Raw genomic sequence first — 20,259 nt, 5'->3', positions numbered from 1 at the left:
TTTCATTTTCAAAGGTTAATTTTCTCTTTTTTCCTTTTGAACTATTCTCTTTACGACTAAATCCTTCAGGTCGCATTGCTTGTTCCCGCATTCTAGTTGTCAATGAACCAACTCGCTTTGGTCCTAATATTTTGGGGCTAATTCCTAATTTGTTTAGTGCTTCTATTGGTGATGCTCCTGTATTGAGTAAACCTGTAAATTCATTCTTAAAATCATCTGTAAATCGTACATTTGCTTCACTGATTTTCTTTACATACTTGCTTTTTCTTAATTCTTCTATTTGTTCTTTACTAAAATAATTTCTTCCCATATTTTCTTTCCTCTTCTAAAGTATACTAAAACCCCGTAAGGTAGTCACTTTTTATCTAGTGTCTTCCTTACGGGGTATAGTTTAAAGATTACTTTTTTATTGCTTCAAACAAAATACAGTTGAAATAAAATGCTGTATAACTTTGAATATCATAATCCTTCATTAAGTTACTATTTTACTAATTTAATTATAGAAAAGTTACATACTTATTCTTTATCTAACTTTGAAACTTTGTTTAAGAAGAAGTATCCCACAACAAAGAGAATAACTAATGCTAAAATTCCATACTTACTTTGTCCAAATACGGCAGCGCAAATTGTGATAATAAGTGGGCCTAAGAAATCCGCAAATTTTCCAAAGATATCAAAGAAACCAAAGTATTCATTTGATTCATTTTTAGGAACAATTTTACCAAAATAGGCACGTGACAAGGCTTGAATACCACCTTGAGCAATACCTACTGCGATACACAACACCCAAAATTCATAAGTTTGATCGAGTTGGAATCCATAAATACAAATGAATATATAGAGGATAATATAAGTTTTTAATATATCAATTGTTTTGAATTTCTTTGCTAAATATCCTGATAGAATTGCAAATGGGAAAGCTACAATTTGTGTAACTAAAAGTGCAATGATCATATCATTGGTTCCAATTCCCACCTCTGCTCCATATGTAGTTGCCATGGATATAATTGTATAAACCCCATCAATATAGCAGAAATAACCAAGGATAAAGAAGAACATTTTTGGATTATTCTTAATCTCTTTCATTGTTTTACCAATTCGAGTAAATGATTCTTTAATTTGATGCTTATGATTTTCAAGATAATGTGTTTGTTTTACATTCTTTAGTAGCGGAATTGAACAAACAGCCCACCAGATAGCGGTTATAAGAAACGAGATTTGAGTAGCTGTAGCAATATTTAACCCAAATGGTAATGCTAAAATAAGATAAATACCTATAATAAATGGTATGCAACTTCCAAGATATCCCCAAGCATATCCAAATGATGAAACAGCATCCATCTTATCATTTGTCGATACGTCAACTAGCATTGAATCATAAAATATATTACAGCTTGCATAGCCAATTCTTGCGATAATAATTAAACCCAAGTAACCTAGCCAGTTTTGCGTAATACCTAACAATAAGCAAGCAAAAACACCAATAACCAAACAAACAGTAAACATTTTCTTTTTCATACCTTTGTAGTCAGCAATTGCACCAATTACAGGAGCACTTACTGCAACAATTAATACGGCAATGGTTGTCGTAAGTCCAAACAAGCTTGTTTTTAGTGCTTCAAATGCTTGAATATCACCTGCTAAAGAAGCTGTTGCATTTGAACTGAATAGAAACTGAACTAGCCAGTTATTACATACCTCAACTACTCCTGCACTATCAACTAATCCTCTAAAAAATACTGGAATTGTTGCGGTTAAAATTAAAACAAAAGCACTATTTGCAACATCGTACAAAATCCAGCTTTTCTCATTTCTTGTAAGTTTCATTCCTTTTCCCCCAAATCATTATGTTTATCTTATCATATCTAAGAACAACGTTTGTTAAAACTTTGTGAAATACGCATGATTTGAAATAATATTTGATATAATGTTGAGTATATGGAGGACTATTTATGCCTAGTCTAATCACACACGAATTATTTGGAAAAGAAGTTTGTCGCTCAATACCAAATCAACTTGAAAAAATTATTCATCAAAATATAGAGGAATTTTCTATTGGAACAAGTGGTCCTGATCTGTTTTTTTATTACAATGCTTGGCCTTGGAAAAATCAAGAAGAAGCAAAACATGTTGCTGCAATGGGTGGTAAAATCCATAGCACTAAAATCCACGAATTTTTCAAACAAGTATTTGAAGAATGTAAGCTTCATCAAACACAAGAGAAAATCAGCTATATTTGTGGACTTTTATGCCATTGGGCACTAGATAAAGAAGCACATCCTTATATATTTAATCAAACTGAATCAACACAAGGTGGTAATTCTTCGCTCTATCATCGCCGTTTTGAATCACACCTCGATTATCTAATGTTGAAATTAATACGAAATACTTCAACAAAAGATTACCCTGGTTACAAACTATTAAAATATGATGAAAATACTGTTGAAGCTATACTTGAAGTCTATAAAAATCCACTTCATGACATTTATGATGAAGATATTAATCGTAAGGTTGTAGAAACTTGTCTTAAAGACTTCTATACAATTCAAAAAGTATTGTTTGATCCAAAGAATACAAAGAAGAGGTTTTTATATGGTTTTGAAAAAAATATCTTGAAGAAACCTTATGCTTTCACTTCAATGATTGTACCCATCGAAGATGATACCCTTGATTTACTCAATAATACACATCGTTCATGGCATCACCCTTGTACAAACAAAACAAGTACTCAATCTTTTGTAGATATCTTTAATAATTCGATTGCTATCGGTCAAGAAGTTTGTACCCTTTTCTTTCATTATTTGAAAAATGAGGTTGAATTGGATGAAATTCTAGCATTAATCAACAATCAGTCCTTTGAAACTGGTCTATCTGTTGAATCTCCAATGAAATACTTTGACTGTATCTACGAAAAATAACCAAATTGACTTTCTTTGCATAAAACATTATAATTCTATCTTGTTTAGATAAGGAGATATTATGTTTAAAAAAAGAAAGTTTTTAATTATCCTACTAGCTACCATATCATTTTTAATATTAGGTGCATTGGGATTTGCTGGGAATTATTTAGTTGATTACGCACTTGCGGTTGATTCAAATGGCAACTTAGGATCAATGCGTGAACCATATACTGGTATACAAGATACAACCGCCCAAAAAGAGTATGATGAATGGGTTGTAAATCAAGATCTAGGAGAATGGGAAATAACAAACAAAGATGGTTATAATCTTTGGGCACAATATTATCCTACTTCTAATTCTAACGGTATTACAATTCTAGCAGTTCATGGTTATACGGTTGATCACCGTGATATCGTTCCAGCAATTAAACCTTTTGTGGAACAAGGTTATAATGTACTCGCAATTGATCAACGTGGTCGAGGAAATAGTGAGGGAAATTATCTTGGTATGGGCTGGTTGGAAAAAAATGATATTCTTGAATGGATTGATGCCATTCAAAAATACAACCCAAATGATAAAATCATCCTTTATGGTGAATCTATGGGTGCTGCTACAGTAATGCTTACAGCAGGTGAGAAATTACCAGAAAATGTAATTGGTGTTATTGAAGATTGCGGATATACTTCGGCATATGAAATGTTTGAAGATCAACTCAAAGAAAGATTTGGACTCCCTGCCTTTCCATTCTTACCGGCTGCACAATTTGTAGGTCAATTACGTGCAGGATATGATTTTGGCAAAGCCAGTCCAATTAAAGCACTTGAAAATGCAACATTACCAATTCTATTTATTCACGGTGAAAATGATACCTATGTTCCAACATGGATGGGTGAGAAATTATATGAGTCTTACCAAAATGAAAAACAACTCTTAATCATCCCTGGAGCTGAACATGGTGCCAGTGCTGATGTTGAACCTGATTTATACTACAAAACAATTTTTGAATTCATTAACAGTTTAAATTAAGGAGAACATATAGATGAAAAAAATTTTAAAACGTATCTTAATTGCTTTAGTTATTATTATTTTAGTGTTAGTAGGTGGTTTCTTTGCAGTATTTAATAAAGAAATTACTACAATCAACAGTATCAAACAAATCGACGATTATGGTTTCTATGAAATCCATGTTTCCAATGATTATGGCTTAACAGGATTAGTTGAACAAGGTGGTGTTGAAAGTGATAGTCAACTTGTTCAATATGTAGTAAAAACAATTTTAAAAGGTATTCCTTTAGAATTTAATATTCCTGATTTTGGATGCAGTACATTCCAAGCTCAAACAGCTGAAGGTGATTGGATTTTTGGAAGAAATTATGATTTAGATCCAATTCCAGGTATGCTTGTCTTTACTGAACCAAAAGATGGATATCGTTCAGTATCTATCGCAAATATTAATGTATTGGGTTATACCTTAGATGAGGGTCCAGATTCATTTATCAATAAAGTTATGTCTTTGGCTGCACCTTACGCCGTTATGGATGGTATGAATGAAATGGGTGTTAGTATTGGTGTTCTACTTATAAAAGATACTCCAACTAACCAAATGACAGATAAACTTGATTTAACAACAACATCAGCAATTCGACTAGTTCTAGATCAAGCTGCTTCAGTTGATGAGGCTATTGCATTGTTTGAAAATATGGATATGCATGCCTCTGCAAATGCTTCTTATCATTTTCAAATAGCTGATGCAAATGGAAATAGTGCCGTGATTGAATACATAGATAATAACCTAAGTGTAATTCGCAAAGAAGCTGGCGAAGTTCAAGCTCTTACCAATTTCTTAATTAGTGAAGAAAAATATAACTTTGGTAAAGGTCAAGATCGTTACGAAATCTTGATTAATACTTTAAATCAAAATAAAGGTATACTTTCTACAGAAGATGCAATGAACTTACTTAAATCAGTAAGCCAAGATAAAGTAGATAGCGAAGGTGATATTATCGCTACACAATGGTCTGCAGTATACAATAACTCCAAGAAAACATTGGATATTGTAGTAGCAAATAACTTTGACCAAGTTTATTCATATCAATTATTCGAGTAAGAAAATAGAGAAACTATCCTCATGATAGTTTCTCTATTTTTCATTAATTACAGTTTTTATGAAATGCCCTACTTCAATTGCAAGATCTTCACTTTGCATATGTTGTCCCATTGAATCAATAAATCCATGAGAAAACCCTTCATAAAGAATAGTTCTAGTTTTAATTCCATTCTTATGCAATTTTGCCATGTATGCTAAGCATTCATTTCTTAGAAAATCATATTCTCCAACCGCTAATAATGTAGGTGGTAAATCATGTCGATTTGATAAATATGGTGATAAATATTCATTGTTTCCATCACTATTCAATGCTTTTCGCATGAATTTATTCAAATATTTTCTAAATGAATCCAATGAATTTTGAATTTCTACAAAAGCACTACTTTGGTTTTTAGAGAAACGACTCTCCCACTCAAAATGTTCATCAATACTTTCAGCCAAATCAACTGTTGGATAAAGAAGCATTTGTCCTTTTATTTTTGGACCTTTTTCATTTAGTGATCTTGTAACGCAATATTGTGCAATGTTTCCTCCAGCACTATCTCCCGCAACAAAGATTTTAGTTGTATCGCCATGAATCAAATGAGCATATTTTTTTATCCATAATAGCGCTGCATAGCAATCATCATGCCCTTTTGGAAAAGTATTTTCTGGAGCAAGTCGATAATTAACACTAAATCCAACAACATTGAACTTATCAACGATGTACTTAACAAATTGCTCTACAACATTGGGTGAACCTGCAATGAATGCACCACCATGCATAAAATAGAAAATGGGTTTATTTTTTGTGTGGGTTGCCGGATGATATATTCTTAATGGAATTTGATTCCCTTCTGTACCTAGAATATCAATATCTTCTATTATTACTCGATTACTTGAGATTGGTATACTTTTAACTTCATTAAAAAATTTACGAATTTCTTCAAATACTTTGTCATCAAATTTAATGTTATTATATAAATCACTTGCCAAATGAATAAAAAACTCTTGAGCTTTAATATCTGAAGCTACATGTTTATCCATTTTTTGTTTTTCTTTTTCATCAGGCATTGGTTTTACAATGACTGGATTATCATCTAAAATTTCGATTGTACTTTTACGATTCATTATTGAAATTAAATTTCTTGCATATTTTCTTTCATTTGTTTCATCTTGTTTCTGCAAAAGTCGAATTTGTTCTGGACTAAGCAGTTTTCTAGGTTTTGCTTCAATGCGATTTGCATGTTTTAAAATAAATTGTCCTAGTTCAATTGCACTATCTTCTGCTTGTGGAAAATAACCTAAAAAATCACCAAATCCATGTCCCATTCCTTTGTATACAATAAGCTCTACAGGATTGTTCATTTTTTTATTTTTCACTGCATATGCAATATCTTCAACTTTTAAATAATCAAATTCACCGACGCAAATACATGTTGGAGGTAAATTTGTTAATTCGGATAGATAGGGTGTTAGATAAGAATTATTTGGATCTGCATTTAAAACACCATTCATGATTTCTACTCCACCATTTTTGATTAATTGGATGGATAACATCACTGCAGCTTCTTGCTTCTTATTGATTTCATATTTAGTTAAATCCCATTTACTGATTTCATCACTAACGTTCGCTAGTTTCAATGTTGGATACAATAAGAATTGTCCCTTTACTTTAAATTTCTTTTCTTCTATGTCTTTAACTACACAATAATGTGCTAAGTTTCCCCCTGCACTATCACCTGCAATAAAGATATTTTCAGTATCTCCTTGATAATACTTTCCATGTTCACTTATCCATTTTAATCCTTCATAACAATCTTCATGTCCTTTTGGATATGCATATTGTGGAGCAAGTCGATAATCAATTGAAAAAATCAAAAGATTGAAATGAATGCATAGATAACGTAAGTATTCATCACATACTTCCAAATTCCCAGAGAAAAATCCACCACCATGAATATAGTATAAAATAGGTGCTAATTCGTCTTTATTATTGGGATGATAAATACGCAAAGGCAATAAATTGTTATCCTTACCTCTAATTGTAATTTGATCTACTTTTATGATATCTTCAGTAATTGACTTGCTTTTTTTCAAATCAAAACCTAGTTTCAACCCTTCAATGATTTGCTTACTGGGACTTAATTTTAATACTTGATCTGGGACAAATTTAGTTAGTGCTGCAATCGATTTTATCTTCTTGAAAAATCTTACATCTAAAACACCTATTTCATTTGTTTCTGGAATAGGTTTCATAATTATTTGTATATCATTTATCATCGTTCCATAACAACGATTGTTCATGTCCTCAATTAAACTTTTACTATAACTTCTTTTTACCATACTTAACCTCTTACCATATTATAACTAAAAATCATTAAATTTGTAATTTAAAGTATCCTCTTTATAATTAATAATAGAGGAATAACATATGAAAACTAATTTTTTTAAGAAACATAAACTATTAACTGCATTATTACTTGTACTCATATTCTTTATTGGTTATGCAACTTACTATTTAACTTCCTATCTTCCTGCAAGTGATTTAGCTGTTGCTTCCCTTGTTTCAACCCAAACAGTTACAGTTACCAACACCCAAAGTTCAATTACTTTTGCTCCTGCAAAAACTAGTACTAAAGTAGGTTTAATTTATTATCCTGGAGGAAAAGTTGATCCTGCAAGTTTTGCCTATGCTGCAAGTGAAATTGCTAAAGAAGATATCTTTGTTGTTATCGTTAAAATGCCTTTTAATCTTGCGATTTTTGATACCAACAAGGCAAATGCCGTAATGGATCAATATCCTGACATTGATGAGTGGTATTTAGCTGGTTTCTCGTTGGGCGGTACGGCTGCAAGTATGTATGCGCATGAGCATCCAGATAAAATTGATGGTTTGATACTTTATGCTAGCTACACAACAAAAGAATCCAGTTTGAAAGAAGCTGATTTCCCTGTTTTAAGTATTAGTGGTTCTAACGACGGTTTAGCCACACCACAAGATATTCTAGATAAAAGTATCTACTTACCACCTACAACAGATTTCGTCAAAATTGAAGGTGCAAATCATACACAAATGGCATTATATAACAATGCAAAGCCACAATCAGGTGACAACAAAGCAGATATAACAGATAATCAACAACAACGTGATTTAATTGATGCCACAATTAAATTCATCAAAACTTATTCAAAATAAATAGGAGTTAGCTACATGCTAACTCCTATTTCATATAATTTATTTCTTCTCTACTGCAGGAGGTGACCATTTACCTAAAATTGCATCTTCACTAGGACCATATAATCTTAGCGTCATATAGAACGGTTCATCAGGAGAAGGTAGCCAATTGGCTTTTTCTTTCTCTTCTTCAGGTTCTAGATGTTGTATATAAATCGTTAATCCCCCCTGTGAATCATAAGCCAAGTCTTTAGTACGATCCCCAATTGAATAGCGATTAATTTTATTTTCAATTAGGAATGCATCACTAAAGCGATACATCGTCAATGACCAAAATTGACTTACTGGTGGTAATTGTTCTTTGTCAAAATGAATTACATACTTATTTGCACCAGTTAAAAAGTTTCCATGACTATCTTTGAATGTACTCGGATATAATGATTCTTCTGGTACATTCGCCAATGCTCCTTTATACCAAACAACAGCTCGTTGCATATAATCATTACCAAATATTCCAATATTTTTTCTTGCGATACGCCAATGATTTACTTCTTCACCAAAATGCAACCCATTTTGATCAATTAATTCTTTTGCACCATTACATGCATCTTTAAGTATTTTTTCTGGTATTCCTCTAAGTATTTCAAGCTTTCCATTTGCTCCAATACCAACAGCTTTGATCTTCTTGAGTAATTCTTCATCTTGTTGAATCATCGGTGTTAAAGCTAACACCTTATTCATTGTTTCAAAATATTCATAATAATTTCCAACACAATAATCAGGTAATCCTAAAGTGAAATCCATATTTGAAGTCTTTCCAGTGATATATTCACTTAAAGGTTTAATCACAAAGTTTTTTTGTAAATCCTTTACAGTTTCTAAATCATTTTCACCTTTAATGAGTATTCTTAAAAATGCTAAAGCAATTGTTGTCTTGCAATAAACTGGAATTACTCCCTCAGGTAATTTTCCATTCCAAGTTGGTCCAACAATCGCAAAACTATGCTTTTTTGTACCATACAATCGCTTACCTAAGTTATCTGTAATATCAGTAAATAAATCAGTTAACTGAATTGAATAATAACGATCATTTGAATCTGGTGTTTCTATGATAATTGGTTCTTCTCTTAAATCCAACCAAGCTCTTGAATAAGTTGTATCATTATTAGGAGCCGGCACAAAAGATGTTTTAGGCGTTGATACAACTGCAATATGCAAAAATTCATTCATTTTAGTTGATTTATTGGGTCCTAAAACTTGTTGATACAACAATTCATACATTCCCATAATGGGATATCCATAAACATATGCATCTGTGATTAATTTGGTAGCATCATTTTCGTTCATAATTTTTCCTCCTCGAATTTGAACGCCAAAGAATTTGGTGAAAGTACTTTCTTTGTACTTATAGACTAATTAAACAAAACAACATTTATTTTTTCAAGTAATGTGATTAATTGAAAAATTTACACATTTGTTTCAATTTCGCTTGTAGAATTCAAAATATAAATTTATACTTATCTCATCACAAAATGGAGGAAAATTTATGATAGCAACCCTTGTTGCCTTATTCGCTTCTCTTATTGGCGCAATCTCTGGTATTGGTGGTGGGGTTATTATTAAACCTCTACTCGATTTATCAGGTAATTACAGTACTGCTGCAATAAGTATCTTATCTTCAGCCACAGTTTTTTCAATGTCCCTATCCAGCATTTTAAAACACATTAACCTAAAAACCCACTTTGATAAGAAACTAGCTACTTGGATTGCTTTAGGTTCAGTTGGTGGTGGACTTTTAGGTCAAAGTATTCTTTCTATGGTCATTGCCCAAACAACCTTACCCATCAAACAAATTCAAAACCTTATCCTAATGATTCTTCTCATTATTGTATTAATCTATATGAATTTCTTAAAACATAAATATCAGTGGAAACTAGAAAATCCCATTTCTTATTTTGTTGTAGGTGTTGTATTTGGTATGATAGCAACTTTTGTTGGAATAGGTGGTGGTCCAATTAATTTAGTTGCTTTAGCTATGTTTTTCTCACTAAGTACAAAGGAAGCATCTGTTATATCCATTGTCATGATTTTATTCTCTCAAGCATCTAAATTAGTTCAAGTTGCTTTAGCAGGTGATTTTGTAAAATATGACTTAACTATTTTATTCCTTATGATTCCCGCTGCAATTGTTGGAGGTTTGATTGGTTCAAAATTAAATAGAAAATTTAGTGACAAACAAATTCATTCCTTATTTAATGTTGTTATGGTTTTTATTATTTTTACTACAGTGATTAATCTATTCAATAAATAAGTACACTCAATGAGTGTACTTATTTTAATTCTATTTCATGAATTTCAGCATATTGCTTTGAAAACGTTTGAAGTTGTTCAATAATTGGAATCATTTCTAGTGCAATATCCTCGAGTACATATTCTGTATGAAGAGGTACCACATCATATACAATCTTGTGAATCAGTTTGTTTTCTTCCAACTCACGAAGTTGAGTAATTAGCATCTTTCTTGTAATCTCTGGTATCGCTCTTAGTAGTAAAGAAAAGCGATTATTTTTTTGATAAATTTGCCACAGTATAAGAGAAGCCCATTTGCCTCCCATTAAATCTGAAGCTAATAAAAATGAATTGTGATACTTATTTTTTACTTTTGCCATGTTTTTCCTTCTTTCACTAGTGTGTAAAATGGATTCAACATAAGGTTTAATGTGTACTTAGCATCTCTCCCGCCAATACATCTATTTTGCCTGCCTTACTACAATCTTAAAATGAATTAAGATAATTATTCCCATATTGTTGATACCTTAATTTCTTAGAACATAAGAAATATGTAAATCATCATCGTTATACTTCCTATGCAAAGAAGTTATCATATAAATTAATTTGTGTACATTAGTTACTTTTCTGTAACTGTAATCTTTTCTTTCAACTTATTTTCGATCAATGCCCATTCAAATTCTTTGATTGAGTTGCAATCGTACTTTTCTTGTAGGTTGTGATAACATTGATATAAATAACGATCATTCATTTTATTATTGTATAACGTTTGTATATTTATTTTTTTGAATTTCCTATTTTGAAAATAATCTGTAAATCGTTTGTAGGATGATTCACTAATTTTATACCCTCTTTTTCTCATCTCATCGATAACTAGTAAACTATAGGTATAAAAATGATTTGGAGGATAATCATAGATAAAATTGATTAGTATATGACGATCTTCTTTGGAATAAATAGAACATAATTCTCGCCACTGCGCTAATAATTGTTGTCTTGGTAACACATCAATCAAATCTTTATGCCATAATCGCATGCACATTCCTCCTTTTCGATATCTTATCAAACTCAAATATTTTTGACCAGTAATGTGAATTTTAACAAAATAAAAGGAATTATTAGATAAGTGCAATAATTCCTTTATTCGCTTTTTATTTTTTATTATCAAAGGAACTAAATTTGTAATTTCCACTTTCATCCTTTATCAAATAAATCTTGTACTCATACCCTGCATATCTTGGAAAAACATAGGTTTCAGAACAAGGTGTATCCACCTTTCCTTTAAGATAAACAGAACACGATATTTTTATATAGTCTTCAGAATCCATATCTACATTTGGATCTCCTTCACCTGTGTATGAGGTTGCTCCAAAATGCTGTTCAAACGGTAATTCATCATTGATTACTATGTAATCATCTACTGTACTAAATCCATTTGAATCGGAAAGCATATTTCCAGTACTATCAAAGAATGTGATATGATTACCAATTGTATCTTCATTTCTAAAATAAATTGTAATTTTAACATTCTCTTTATCATCAGTTTTTGTAAAATTGAAATCACTAGTCTCTGCGATTTCTCCATTAGGCGTTGGTGGTTCTCTATCTCCAGCAGGTGGAGGTGTAAATTTGACTTCTTTTTCATCCGGCTTAGATGTTTCATCTACTGAATTGGGTTTCGCAGTACAACCACTAATCAATAGTATTACAAATAAACTCACTACTAGCTTTTTCATTATTTTCTCCTATTGTCTTAATCTACATTTGTAGATATACTAAGTTTACACATTGGGTTTACACTTGTCAACTCTTTCTAAAAAAAACGAGTTATTATATAATAAAAAAGAGGTCGTTTATGAGTAAAATATTTAGATTAATTTTGATTTCATGCTTTTTAGTTTCTTGCACAACAAAAAAAGAACCTATAAATACTAATCCAATTGAAACCGCAGTACCTTCTACACTACCTGCCCCTACAACAACCCCATCCCCAAAACCAACTCCTTCAGCTACATCAATAATTCCTCCAGATTTAATAAACAATGAAAAAAGTGTCTTTTGGTGTCCTACTGGTGAATATTATGGAGTTGCGGATGAAACAGTTGGAGTGGGATTAGGTTTAATATTAACAAATGATGGATTTTTTACTGTTACTTATGATAGTGCAGGTGGTGATTATTATTATGGAAGATATGAACAAATCGAAGCGAATTTATTTTCATATTATGGAGAAGTATTAACTAATCACGAATTAGAGCGTTGTCAAGGTGAAGGTTGTTTTATCATGCCTGATCTTAACGATACAACAATTGATGGTTATTTAAGGTTAGTTGAAAATAAAATGTACTTTATTCCACATCAAATCAATTACGAAGAATTAGTAAACTACGAAGATGACAAACCTTGCATTTTCTATACAAATTAAAAAATAAAGAAAAACTATTTTCTAATTACAAAAAAAGGAATTTGAATAATACTTTCATTTTTCTTTTTTAATTTACTCATATAACTTTTTTATATAGAAAATGATTTTACTCAGTTTTCTTTAAAGTATTATTTAGAAAATCAAAGAAACTTTTTCTATTAATTAATTCCAAGTATCCAAAAATGAATTTACAAAACATATTTCATAAGTGTAAGAATGAGTTATCATTATATAACACAAATACAATTAAGGAGAATTGATAAAGATGGACTTAGACAAAAACATAGAATTATTTTTAAAATACTGCAAGTATCAAAAAAATTTAAATTTTAAAACCTTAAAAGCTTACAAAATTGATTTGAAACAATTTAGAATTTTTATACAAGATAGTAATTTTCAAATATCAAAGGCTACTATTTCAAATTACATTTATTTTTTACATGGAAAGTATAAGGCAAAAAGTTCAAAACGAAAAATTGCAACAGTAAAATGTTTTTTCAATTTTCTGGAATACGAGGAAATATATATTGATAATCCTTTCTCAAAATTAAGACTAAAATCACAAATCCCATTTATTTTACCAAAAACAATTTCGATTCAAACACTTAATAGGCTTTTTAAAACTGCGTATAGCTCGCTAGATAACTCATCATTATCAGAATATGAAACTATTTGCATTCATCGTGATATTGCAGTCTTAGAATTATTATTTGCTACAGGATTAAGAGTATCTGAGTTATGCTCTATTAAAAAAAATGATATTGATTTGGTTCAAGGAATCGTTAAAGTGTATGGAAAAGGATCAAAGGAACGTATTATACAACTAACAAATAGCAAAGTAATTACTGCATTAAGCAAGTATAGAGAATTCTATAAATATTTTAATCATGAAAATGATTATTTTTTTATAAATAAACTAGGAAATAAACTTTCTGAACAATCCATTAGATTTATGATTAATAAATATGTAATACTTACTGGAATTACAGAACACATTACTCCTCATATGTTTCGACATACATTTGCAACCTTACTATTAGAAGAAGATGTCGATATTCGCTATATCCAACAAATTCTTGGACATAGTTCAATTATCACAACCCAAATCTATACTCATGTAACAAGTAGTAAACAAAGAGAAATCTTGACTTATAAGCATCCTAGAAATCGAATTTCAATATAATTAAAGTATAAAAATCTCCTTATAATCAATAAAGGATAATATATGATTATCATCAATGGAGTATGTTAGTGTAGGAGGGATTTTTATTACAAGCAATATTAATAAAGTATTCATTTGTTTTGCTGCAAAAGATCGGTATTTAATAGCACAACCTATCGTTTATCATCTCAAAAATTATGGAATAGATACATGGTATGATCGATATGAAATGGTGATGGGTGACAATAGAGAAGAAAAAAATATAAAAGAAGGTGTAGAAAAGTGTAAATATGCTATTATAATTTTAAGCAAATTTACAATGTTCTCAAATTGTGCAGTTGAAGAAATAACTATTCTAGAAAAAAGATATAAAAAAAGTGAAATAGTAATTTTCCCTATCCTATATGAATTAAATCCTGATAATATTCCTGATCAATTCAAATGGTTGAAAAGTCTAATATTTAAGGAAGTAAATAAAAAATCAGGTACACATGAAGTATGTAATCACATTGCCTGTAAAATAACAACTGATATAAAAGAAAAAATTAATGCTAAAAGTATTGACTCTATATTATTTTCATACAAAGACTTAATTCCAAGTTTAACGTTTGAGTTATTAAAAACATATACTGAAATCGATGCAGATAATTTAAACAGCAGAATAACAATACTATATGTGATTTATCTTTCTTTGTGTGTAGAATTATCCGAAAATAATTCTACAATCTCGTTGATATCCAGTATATTTCAAAGATTATTCTCTGAAACAAAACTTAATCTTCCAATAGATTATAGAGAAATATGGTTACTAGAAAATTCTATATGTATTTTAATAGAATATTATAGACTTTTTTGTACTGAATCTAAAATTTGAACTATTGTTTTAATAACTTTATCAATTTGACATTTTGAAGTTAGATAATCTAACTTCCCTTCTAGATATGGGAACTCAGTTATATTATCTTTTATTAATTCCCATATATCATTAGAAATCATATTAGGGTACGCAATAGGAATTATGACTTTGTGTAGCTTACGGGCAATCTCGAATTCTTGCATTACTCCACTTACATTAATTGATTCGCTATTCATTTTATCTCCAAACACGAAAATCGCAACACCACATTTACCAATAACTTCTGCTCTAGAGTGATTTTTTTCTTTATCTGAAGTTTCTTTATTTCCAACAAAGGGTTTGATAATCAAATGATTTTGAATATTTTTCACACCATGTTTTGCTAAATATTCATTTGCATATCCGATTATATGTGTTCCAAAACTTCGACCAATCCCATTAACTATACGATAATCTTTTTGAAATAACGAATTAGTAAGTTTTTGAGCTAATTCATGAGAATATTTGTAAAGATTAACATCAACAGAGTTGAATGCGCCTGAAATAAATACTTTTTTACTTTTAATTTTATCATTGATTTGACTTAACACCTTTGGAATTTCGGAGTATTCCTTAACTAGAAGAACATGAACGTGATATCGAATCTCTAAATCATTAATAAAACATTTAAATTGAGCGTTACCTTTATCATCCTTCATTATTGCATAATGATGAGTAGAAGTGTCATTTAAATAATTTGCTAATTCACTCAAACAATCTAATACTAGATGATCTGTAAAACTATAACCTACAAAAAGAAATGTATTTGATATCAATTCACGTTTAAGAAACATTAACATGAGTCTACGCTTCTCATGATACTTTTCAAATTCTCCTTGTGTAGTTATGAGACCCTCTGGATTACTTATATCTCCATTCATTTTGAAAACATTCACTAGTCTATTTAAATCAATATTTGAAAGATCAGCATCAGTAAAAACTTTATTAATCAATATATTTCTTGCCTTATAGTTATCTTCTATTACATTATCAAAGTTAGTAGTCCAAATATTTGAAAAATCAATATCAAGCAATTCATTTAGTAATTCACTTTTAAAATTATTAGAATTGATAGCATTTTGTATCCTTGACTTAAGTTCAGCTTTGCCAAATTGATTTGCATAATATTGAGCTAGCTTATAGTAATCAGTGTTTTTTTCTATTTTTATTCCTAATTCTCTTGCCATTGGCTCAAATAAATATTTCCATGTAGGATATCCAGCATCCGCGGAAGCTCCTGAACCTAAAAAGAGTGAAATCCGATTTTCAAGAGCTTGACGCACGAATACATCAATAAACTTCTTTTTCTCAATAGCCATAGTAATAACTCTCCATCTTCTAATAATTTTAATTGATAATCATATATTATCCTTTATTATTCATATTTTATCATATAAAATTGATAGAAGATGTTCAATTTACAATCATTAAACATATATATAATCATGTTTAGTAAAATCTAAATAATACTTAATTGCAAGTGAAAATAATTACACTTATGTATTGTCTAGAAATTGTATTTCTAACCTTCTATTAAAAGTTAATTTAGTTTTATCAAATGAATCATATATATAGTTTGAAATTATTAAAATATTAATTAGAAAAGAACTCTTACGAGTTCTTCAATTAAAACGATATTTATATTTTGTTTGATTACACATTTTCGGCAATATAGTAAATCAATTCTTCTGTCTCTTCCCAACCTAAGCAAGGATCTGTAATAGATTTACCATACTCCATATGGTCAGATATTTCTTGACTTCCTTCTAATAAATAACTTTCAATAAGTAAGCCTTTAATAAGTTTTTTTAACTTTGCATTATATTTTCTACTGTACAGTATTTCTTTTGCGATACGTGTCTGTTCATAATAACGTTTTCTTGAGTTTGAATGATTAGTATCAACAATAAGCGCAGGGTTTTGTAAACCACGTCTTTCATAGAAGTCCAATACATCCTCTAAATCTTCATAATGATAGTTAGGCATGTTTTCTCCATGTCGGTTTACATAACCCCTTAGTATTGCATGTGCATATGGGTTACCTGTAGTTTCTACTTCATTTGAGCGATAAATAAAATTATGACCAGATTGTGCTGCTTTTATCGCATTAAACATAACTGATAAATCACCACTTGTTGGATTTTTCATTCCAACTGGTAAATCAAGGCAACTTGATGTTAAACGATGTTGTTGATTTTCAACACTTCTTGCACCCACAGCATGATAACTCAATAAATCTTCCATATATGCAAGATTATCAGGGTACAACATCTCATCGGCTGCAGTAAGTCCTGAAACTTCTATAGCTCGTATATGCATTTTTCTAATCGCAAGTATTCCATCAGAGATATTTGGTTCTTTATCTGGATCAGGTTGATGTAACATTCCCTTGTATCCTTCTCCTGTGGTTCTTGGTTTATTTGTATAAATACGTGGAATAATAATCAGTTTATCTTTAACTTTTTCTTGTATCTTTCCAAGTCTTGAAACATATTCACAAACTGCATCTTCATTATCTGCTGAACAAGGCCCAATAATCACTAAAAACTTATCACTTGTTCCATTAAAAACATTTTTTATATCTTCATCACGTTTTTCTTTAATTCTCTTTAATGACTCTGGTAATGGCAAGCTCTCAATTACATCCTTTGCTTCCATAATCTTATGTATATTTTTATATCCCATATTTACAGTCCTTTCAATATGTTACTAAATCACTTAATCATTATAATACATTAACTTCATTATTTATTACTATCATGCAGAATTTTATTAAATTCTTCTTTTAATTGCATTATAATCTCATGATGCTTAGTAAAATATAGTTTTGGTAATGAATTAAACAAACGATGACTTCCCAAGAAACGTTTTTCAAACAAATGTTTTTTCAATAATACACTTTGTTTCTCTAATGATTCTAATTTATCTTGTAGTTCTTGTCGTGTACTTTCGACTTTGCTATCTGTAATTCTAGCAACATCACTTAGTTCATGGCTTAATGAATCACTCAAATTGCGTATTCCTAAGCCTACTTTTTCAAGTTCGCGTACATCTTTCTCTAATCCAATTAAAGTAGCTACTGTAGCCATGAAATCTAACAATAGAATGATTATGAATATTGCAAGAAAGATAAGTGATACCACATAAGGTATACTTTGCACAAATTGTTGAACAAGTGGTTGGATCAGTTTAACAATAATTACTCCTCCAACACCCCACATTAAACTAAATTCAAGACAAATATATCCTCCTAAATTGAAAGGTCGTTTTGAATAATCCCACCAAGTTAAGTGAAAAAGATTTTTAAGTACCCAACCCGTTAAAAATTCCAATCCACTAGTTAACAAAACAGCTCCTACAAACAATAGAACAATATTATTTTTTAGAGGATCTAAAGCAAGAAGAATAAGCATCATACCAAATCCGTAAATAGGACATAGTGGTCCATTTAAAAAGCCACGATTGACCCATTTTCCAGTAATTATCGTATGAAACATAACTTCGGCACACCAGCCTAAAAATGCATAAATAAAAAAATACCAAATATGATTAACTATGAATAGATCCAAAATATTCCCTCCTCTACATCATTTATAATTATTATATACTTGAGGTATGATCTATAATAGTAATTTACTTTTTGCAATCACCATTATTGACTATCTAACTATTCTAAAATAGTGTCAAAATTAACAATTTTCTATATAATGAAATTGAGATAATTATCTTTACAATGTTCGAAAGGAAAGTTAAACCATGGAATTTTTAACCGTTTACAAAAAACTTGATAATCTTTGCAAAGATTTATTAAACACAGATCGAGGTATCAGTACCTATATCTCAATAATGGAAGATAAAAGTTCTGCAGCATACTTTATTCAAAACTGGTCTGATGATTATAAAGCTCTTAAACACTATCGTTGGGTTCGCAATCAACTCGCTCATGAAGATAATGTATATGAAGAAGATTTATGTACTGAAGCTGATATACAATGGATTATTAGGTTCCACAAAAGAATCCTTAACCACCAAGATCCACTAGCATTGTATTATAAGACTAAACGCAAAGTAAAAACTCCAATCAAACCTGTACAAACCACAATTATAAAGAAAAAAGATTCTAAATCATTTTTCCAAAAATTCTTTTCAATATTTCATAAATAATTAATTTAAGTAATCATTTTAACATTACATATAACACTTTTATTATTTTCAAAATATCACTTATCAATTTACATCATTAAAGCCGTTAGAAATCACAATATATTAATAATGTACTTTGTGTAAATCAATATTTCTCAGTCACGTATTGTTTACATGACTGATTTTTTCAGTTTTTCAGTCATATTAATAATCAATTATAGAGAAAAAGCATCCAACCGAAGTTGAATGCTACATTTCCAAATGAGTATTCCAGTCGCAACTGCACTATCAAAGTAAGAAAAATTCCTTATGAAAAAACTTAATGTACTCATTCATCTTCATGTTTCCAAGAAATATTAAATTGCATCTCAAATATTCCATGTGAAAATCTCCATCCAATGTTACTAGAATTTTCAATTATTTAATTTATTTCATACTCAAAGTTTACCATGAATCACTCTTGAGAATTACTTCACTCATAATGGCTCCACATTGATAATATTTTAATAACTCTTTGCTCATCATCGACTTTATAATCTAATCTATGTTGTGCGTTTATTCTTCTTGAATAGTAGCCCTTAAGATCACCCGCCAACTTTTCATACCTAGGAGGATTTTCATATGGATTGATTGCTATTAAATCAAGTAAAGCCCTTGTCTTCTTGTCCAAACTTGCATCTTTTAAAAGTTTCTTATCTTTCTCAGCTCGTCTGGTAAAATAGAGTTCATACATTACCACTCTTCTCCTTTAATATACTTCTTGCACTTATTGATTGGTTCTTTATCAGCTTTCTTTATTTCTTTTACGTAATTTGGTAAAGAAGTTAAATATACAGTTTCCACTAAACTATTATATTCATCTTCACTTATAATAATTGCATTACCATTTTTTGTATTAACAGTTATTGTTTCATTATACTTAATTGTAGTATCAAGTGTTTCATATAAATTTTTCCTTAAATTCGTTGCATTTACAGTAGCCATAAAAACACCTCTTTCTTATATAAATTATAACGTACGTTTATATGTACGCCAATCCTTAGAAACTTATAGTAATATTTTATGATTTTGCTAGAGAATTCATTAAAATTAACTTTGTTAGAATCAAATTTATCTACGGGATTCATAATATTTTCATTTAGTGTAGTGAGACTCATTGATGTTTCACTCAAATATTTAA

Annotated in this window: 21 protein-coding genes; 9 read left to right on the top strand and 12 right to left on the bottom strand. The window is 30.0% G+C overall.

Annotation, left to right across the window (positions count from 1 at the left end; translation table 11 throughout):
• The coding region (locus B5D14_RS05525) for an HTH domain-containing protein (RefSeq protein ID WP_078711116.1) at nt 1-310 on the bottom strand (310 nt) is incomplete at its 3' end.
• 206 nt (nt 311-516) lie between these two features.
• Nucleotides 517-1,827: an MFS transporter gene (locus tag B5D14_RS05520; protein WP_078711590.1), complete on the bottom strand. Its 1,311-nt coding sequence runs from the start codon at nt 1,825-1,827 to the stop codon at nt 517-519.
• A gap of 125 nt (nt 1,828-1,952) precedes the next feature.
• Between B5D14_RS05520 and B5D14_RS05515 the strand changes: the two genes are divergently transcribed.
• The 3 genes from B5D14_RS05515 to B5D14_RS05505 all read left to right on the top strand — a co-directional run bounded on the left by B5D14_RS05515 (nt 1,953) and on the right by B5D14_RS05505 (nt 5,008).
• Nucleotides 1,953-2,918: a zinc dependent phospholipase C family protein gene (locus tag B5D14_RS05515; RefSeq protein ID WP_078711589.1), complete on the top strand. Its 966-nt coding sequence runs from the start codon at nt 1,953-1,955 to the stop codon at nt 2,916-2,918.
• Nucleotides 2,919-2,979: 61 nt separating this feature from the next.
• Nucleotides 2,980-3,927: an alpha/beta hydrolase gene (locus B5D14_RS05510; RefSeq protein ID WP_078711588.1), complete on the top strand. Its 948-nt coding sequence runs from the start codon at nt 2,980-2,982 to the stop codon at nt 3,925-3,927.
• Between the two features lie 13 nt (nt 3,928-3,940).
• Nucleotides 3,941-5,008 carry a C45 family autoproteolytic acyltransferase/hydrolase gene (locus tag B5D14_RS05505; RefSeq protein ID WP_078711587.1) on the top strand — a complete coding sequence of 356 codons (1,068 nt, stop codon included), beginning with the start codon at nt 3,941-3,943 and terminating at the stop codon, nt 5,006-5,008.
• Between the two features lie 33 nt (nt 5,009-5,041).
• Here the strand turns inward: B5D14_RS05505 and B5D14_RS05500 are convergent, their stop codons facing one another.
• Nucleotides 5,042-7,333, bottom strand: a complete 2,292-nt coding sequence (locus B5D14_RS05500) for an alpha/beta hydrolase (protein ID WP_078711586.1) — start codon at nt 7,331-7,333, stop codon at nt 5,042-5,044.
• A gap of 88 nt (nt 7,334-7,421) precedes the next feature.
• Between B5D14_RS05500 and B5D14_RS05495 the strand changes: the two genes are divergently transcribed.
• Complete coding sequence (locus tag B5D14_RS05495; protein WP_078711585.1) at nt 7,422-8,186, top strand: alpha/beta fold hydrolase; 765 nt, start codon at nt 7,422-7,424, stop codon at nt 8,184-8,186.
• 39 nt (nt 8,187-8,225) lie between these two features.
• Here B5D14_RS05495 and B5D14_RS05490 read toward each other — a convergent pair whose 3' ends face one another.
• Complete coding sequence (locus B5D14_RS05490) at nt 8,226-9,512, bottom strand: DUF1254 domain-containing protein (RefSeq protein ID WP_078711584.1); 1,287 nt, start codon at nt 9,510-9,512, stop codon at nt 8,226-8,228.
• Between the two features lie 199 nt (nt 9,513-9,711).
• Between B5D14_RS05490 and B5D14_RS05485 the strand changes: the two genes are divergently transcribed.
• Nucleotides 9,712-10,476 carry a sulfite exporter TauE/SafE family protein gene (locus B5D14_RS05485; protein ID WP_078711583.1) on the top strand — a complete coding sequence of 255 codons (765 nt, stop codon included), beginning with the start codon at nt 9,712-9,714 and terminating at the stop codon, nt 10,474-10,476.
• Between the two features lie 19 nt (nt 10,477-10,495).
• On the opposite strand, the gene B5D14_RS05480 is transcribed toward B5D14_RS05485, so the two are convergent.
• The 3 genes from B5D14_RS05480 to B5D14_RS05470 all read right to left on the bottom strand — a co-directional run bounded on the left by B5D14_RS05480 (nt 10,496) and on the right by B5D14_RS05470 (nt 12,190).
• On the bottom strand, nt 10,496-10,834 hold the full coding sequence (locus tag B5D14_RS05480; protein ID WP_078711582.1) for a winged helix-turn-helix transcriptional regulator: 339 nt from the start codon (nt 10,832-10,834) through the stop codon (nt 10,496-10,498).
• A 239-nt stretch (nt 10,835-11,073) separates the two neighbouring features.
• Nucleotides 11,074-11,490, bottom strand: a complete 417-nt coding sequence (locus tag B5D14_RS05475) for a pyrimidine dimer DNA glycosylase/endonuclease V (protein WP_159443734.1) — start codon at nt 11,488-11,490, stop codon at nt 11,074-11,076.
• 115 nt (nt 11,491-11,605) lie between these two features.
• The gene (locus B5D14_RS05470) at nt 11,606-12,190 is read right to left on the bottom strand and encodes a hypothetical protein (RefSeq protein ID WP_078711580.1); all 585 of its coding nucleotides are present in this window, start codon (nt 12,188-12,190) and stop codon (nt 11,606-11,608) included.
• 119 nt (nt 12,191-12,309) lie between these two features.
• Here B5D14_RS05470 and B5D14_RS05465 point away from each other — a divergent pair, with 119 nt between their 5' ends.
• The 3 genes from B5D14_RS05465 to B5D14_RS05455 all read left to right on the top strand — a co-directional run bounded on the left by B5D14_RS05465 (nt 12,310) and on the right by B5D14_RS05455 (nt 14,915).
• Entirely contained in the window at nt 12,310-12,879 is a 570-nt protein-coding gene (locus tag B5D14_RS05465; RefSeq protein ID WP_078711579.1) for a hypothetical protein, read from the top strand.
• A gap of 265 nt (nt 12,880-13,144) precedes the next feature.
• Entirely contained in the window at nt 13,145-14,062 is a 918-nt protein-coding gene (locus B5D14_RS05460; RefSeq protein WP_078711578.1) for a tyrosine-type recombinase/integrase, read from the top strand.
• A gap of 55 nt (nt 14,063-14,117) precedes the next feature.
• The gene (locus tag B5D14_RS05455; protein WP_078711577.1) at nt 14,118-14,915 is read left to right on the top strand and encodes a toll/interleukin-1 receptor domain-containing protein; all 798 of its coding nucleotides are present in this window, start codon (nt 14,118-14,120) and stop codon (nt 14,913-14,915) included.
• Here B5D14_RS05455 and B5D14_RS05450 read toward each other — a convergent pair.
• From B5D14_RS05450 to B5D14_RS05440, 3 genes are all read right to left on the bottom strand, one after another.
• Nucleotides 14,882-16,255, bottom strand: a complete 1,374-nt coding sequence (locus B5D14_RS05450) for an SIR2 family protein (protein WP_078711576.1) — start codon at nt 16,253-16,255, stop codon at nt 14,882-14,884. The genes B5D14_RS05455 and B5D14_RS05450 overlap by 34 nt on opposite strands.
• Nucleotides 16,256-16,589: 334 nt before the next feature.
• Nucleotides 16,590-17,621, bottom strand: a complete 1,032-nt coding sequence (locus B5D14_RS05445) for a 3-deoxy-7-phosphoheptulonate synthase (protein ID WP_078711575.1) — start codon at nt 17,619-17,621, stop codon at nt 16,590-16,592.
• A 59-nt stretch (nt 17,622-17,680) separates the two neighbouring features.
• Entirely contained in the window at nt 17,681-18,505 is an 825-nt protein-coding gene (locus B5D14_RS05440) for a putative ABC transporter permease (RefSeq protein ID WP_078711574.1), read from the bottom strand.
• 187 nt (nt 18,506-18,692) lie between these two features.
• On the opposite strand from B5D14_RS05440, the gene B5D14_RS05435 reads away from it, so the two are divergent.
• Nucleotides 18,693-19,100, top strand: coding sequence for a DUF6548 family protein (locus B5D14_RS05435; protein WP_078711573.1), 408 nt, complete (start codon nt 18,693-18,695; stop codon nt 19,098-19,100).
• A gap of 451 nt (nt 19,101-19,551) precedes the next feature.
• Here the strand turns inward: B5D14_RS05435 and B5D14_RS05430 are convergent, their stop codons facing one another.
• Entirely contained in the window at nt 19,552-19,812 is a 261-nt protein-coding gene (locus tag B5D14_RS05430; protein WP_078711572.1) for a Txe/YoeB family addiction module toxin, read from the bottom strand.
• A complete protein-coding gene (locus tag B5D14_RS05425; RefSeq protein WP_078711571.1) occupies nt 19,812-20,063 on the bottom strand; it encodes a type II toxin-antitoxin system Phd/YefM family antitoxin in 252 nt (83 codons plus the stop codon). Before B5D14_RS05425 ends, B5D14_RS05430 begins: the two co-directional genes overlap by 1 nt.
• Nucleotides 20,064-20,259: the final 196 nt, after the last annotated feature.

The sequence above is a fragment of the Anaerorhabdus furcosa genome, assembly GCF_900167375.1.
Taxonomy (GTDB): domain Bacteria; phylum Bacillota_I; class Bacilli_A; order Erysipelotrichales; family Erysipelotrichaceae; genus Anaerorhabdus; species Anaerorhabdus furcosa.
This window is presented reverse-complemented; position numbering and strand designations above follow the sequence as displayed.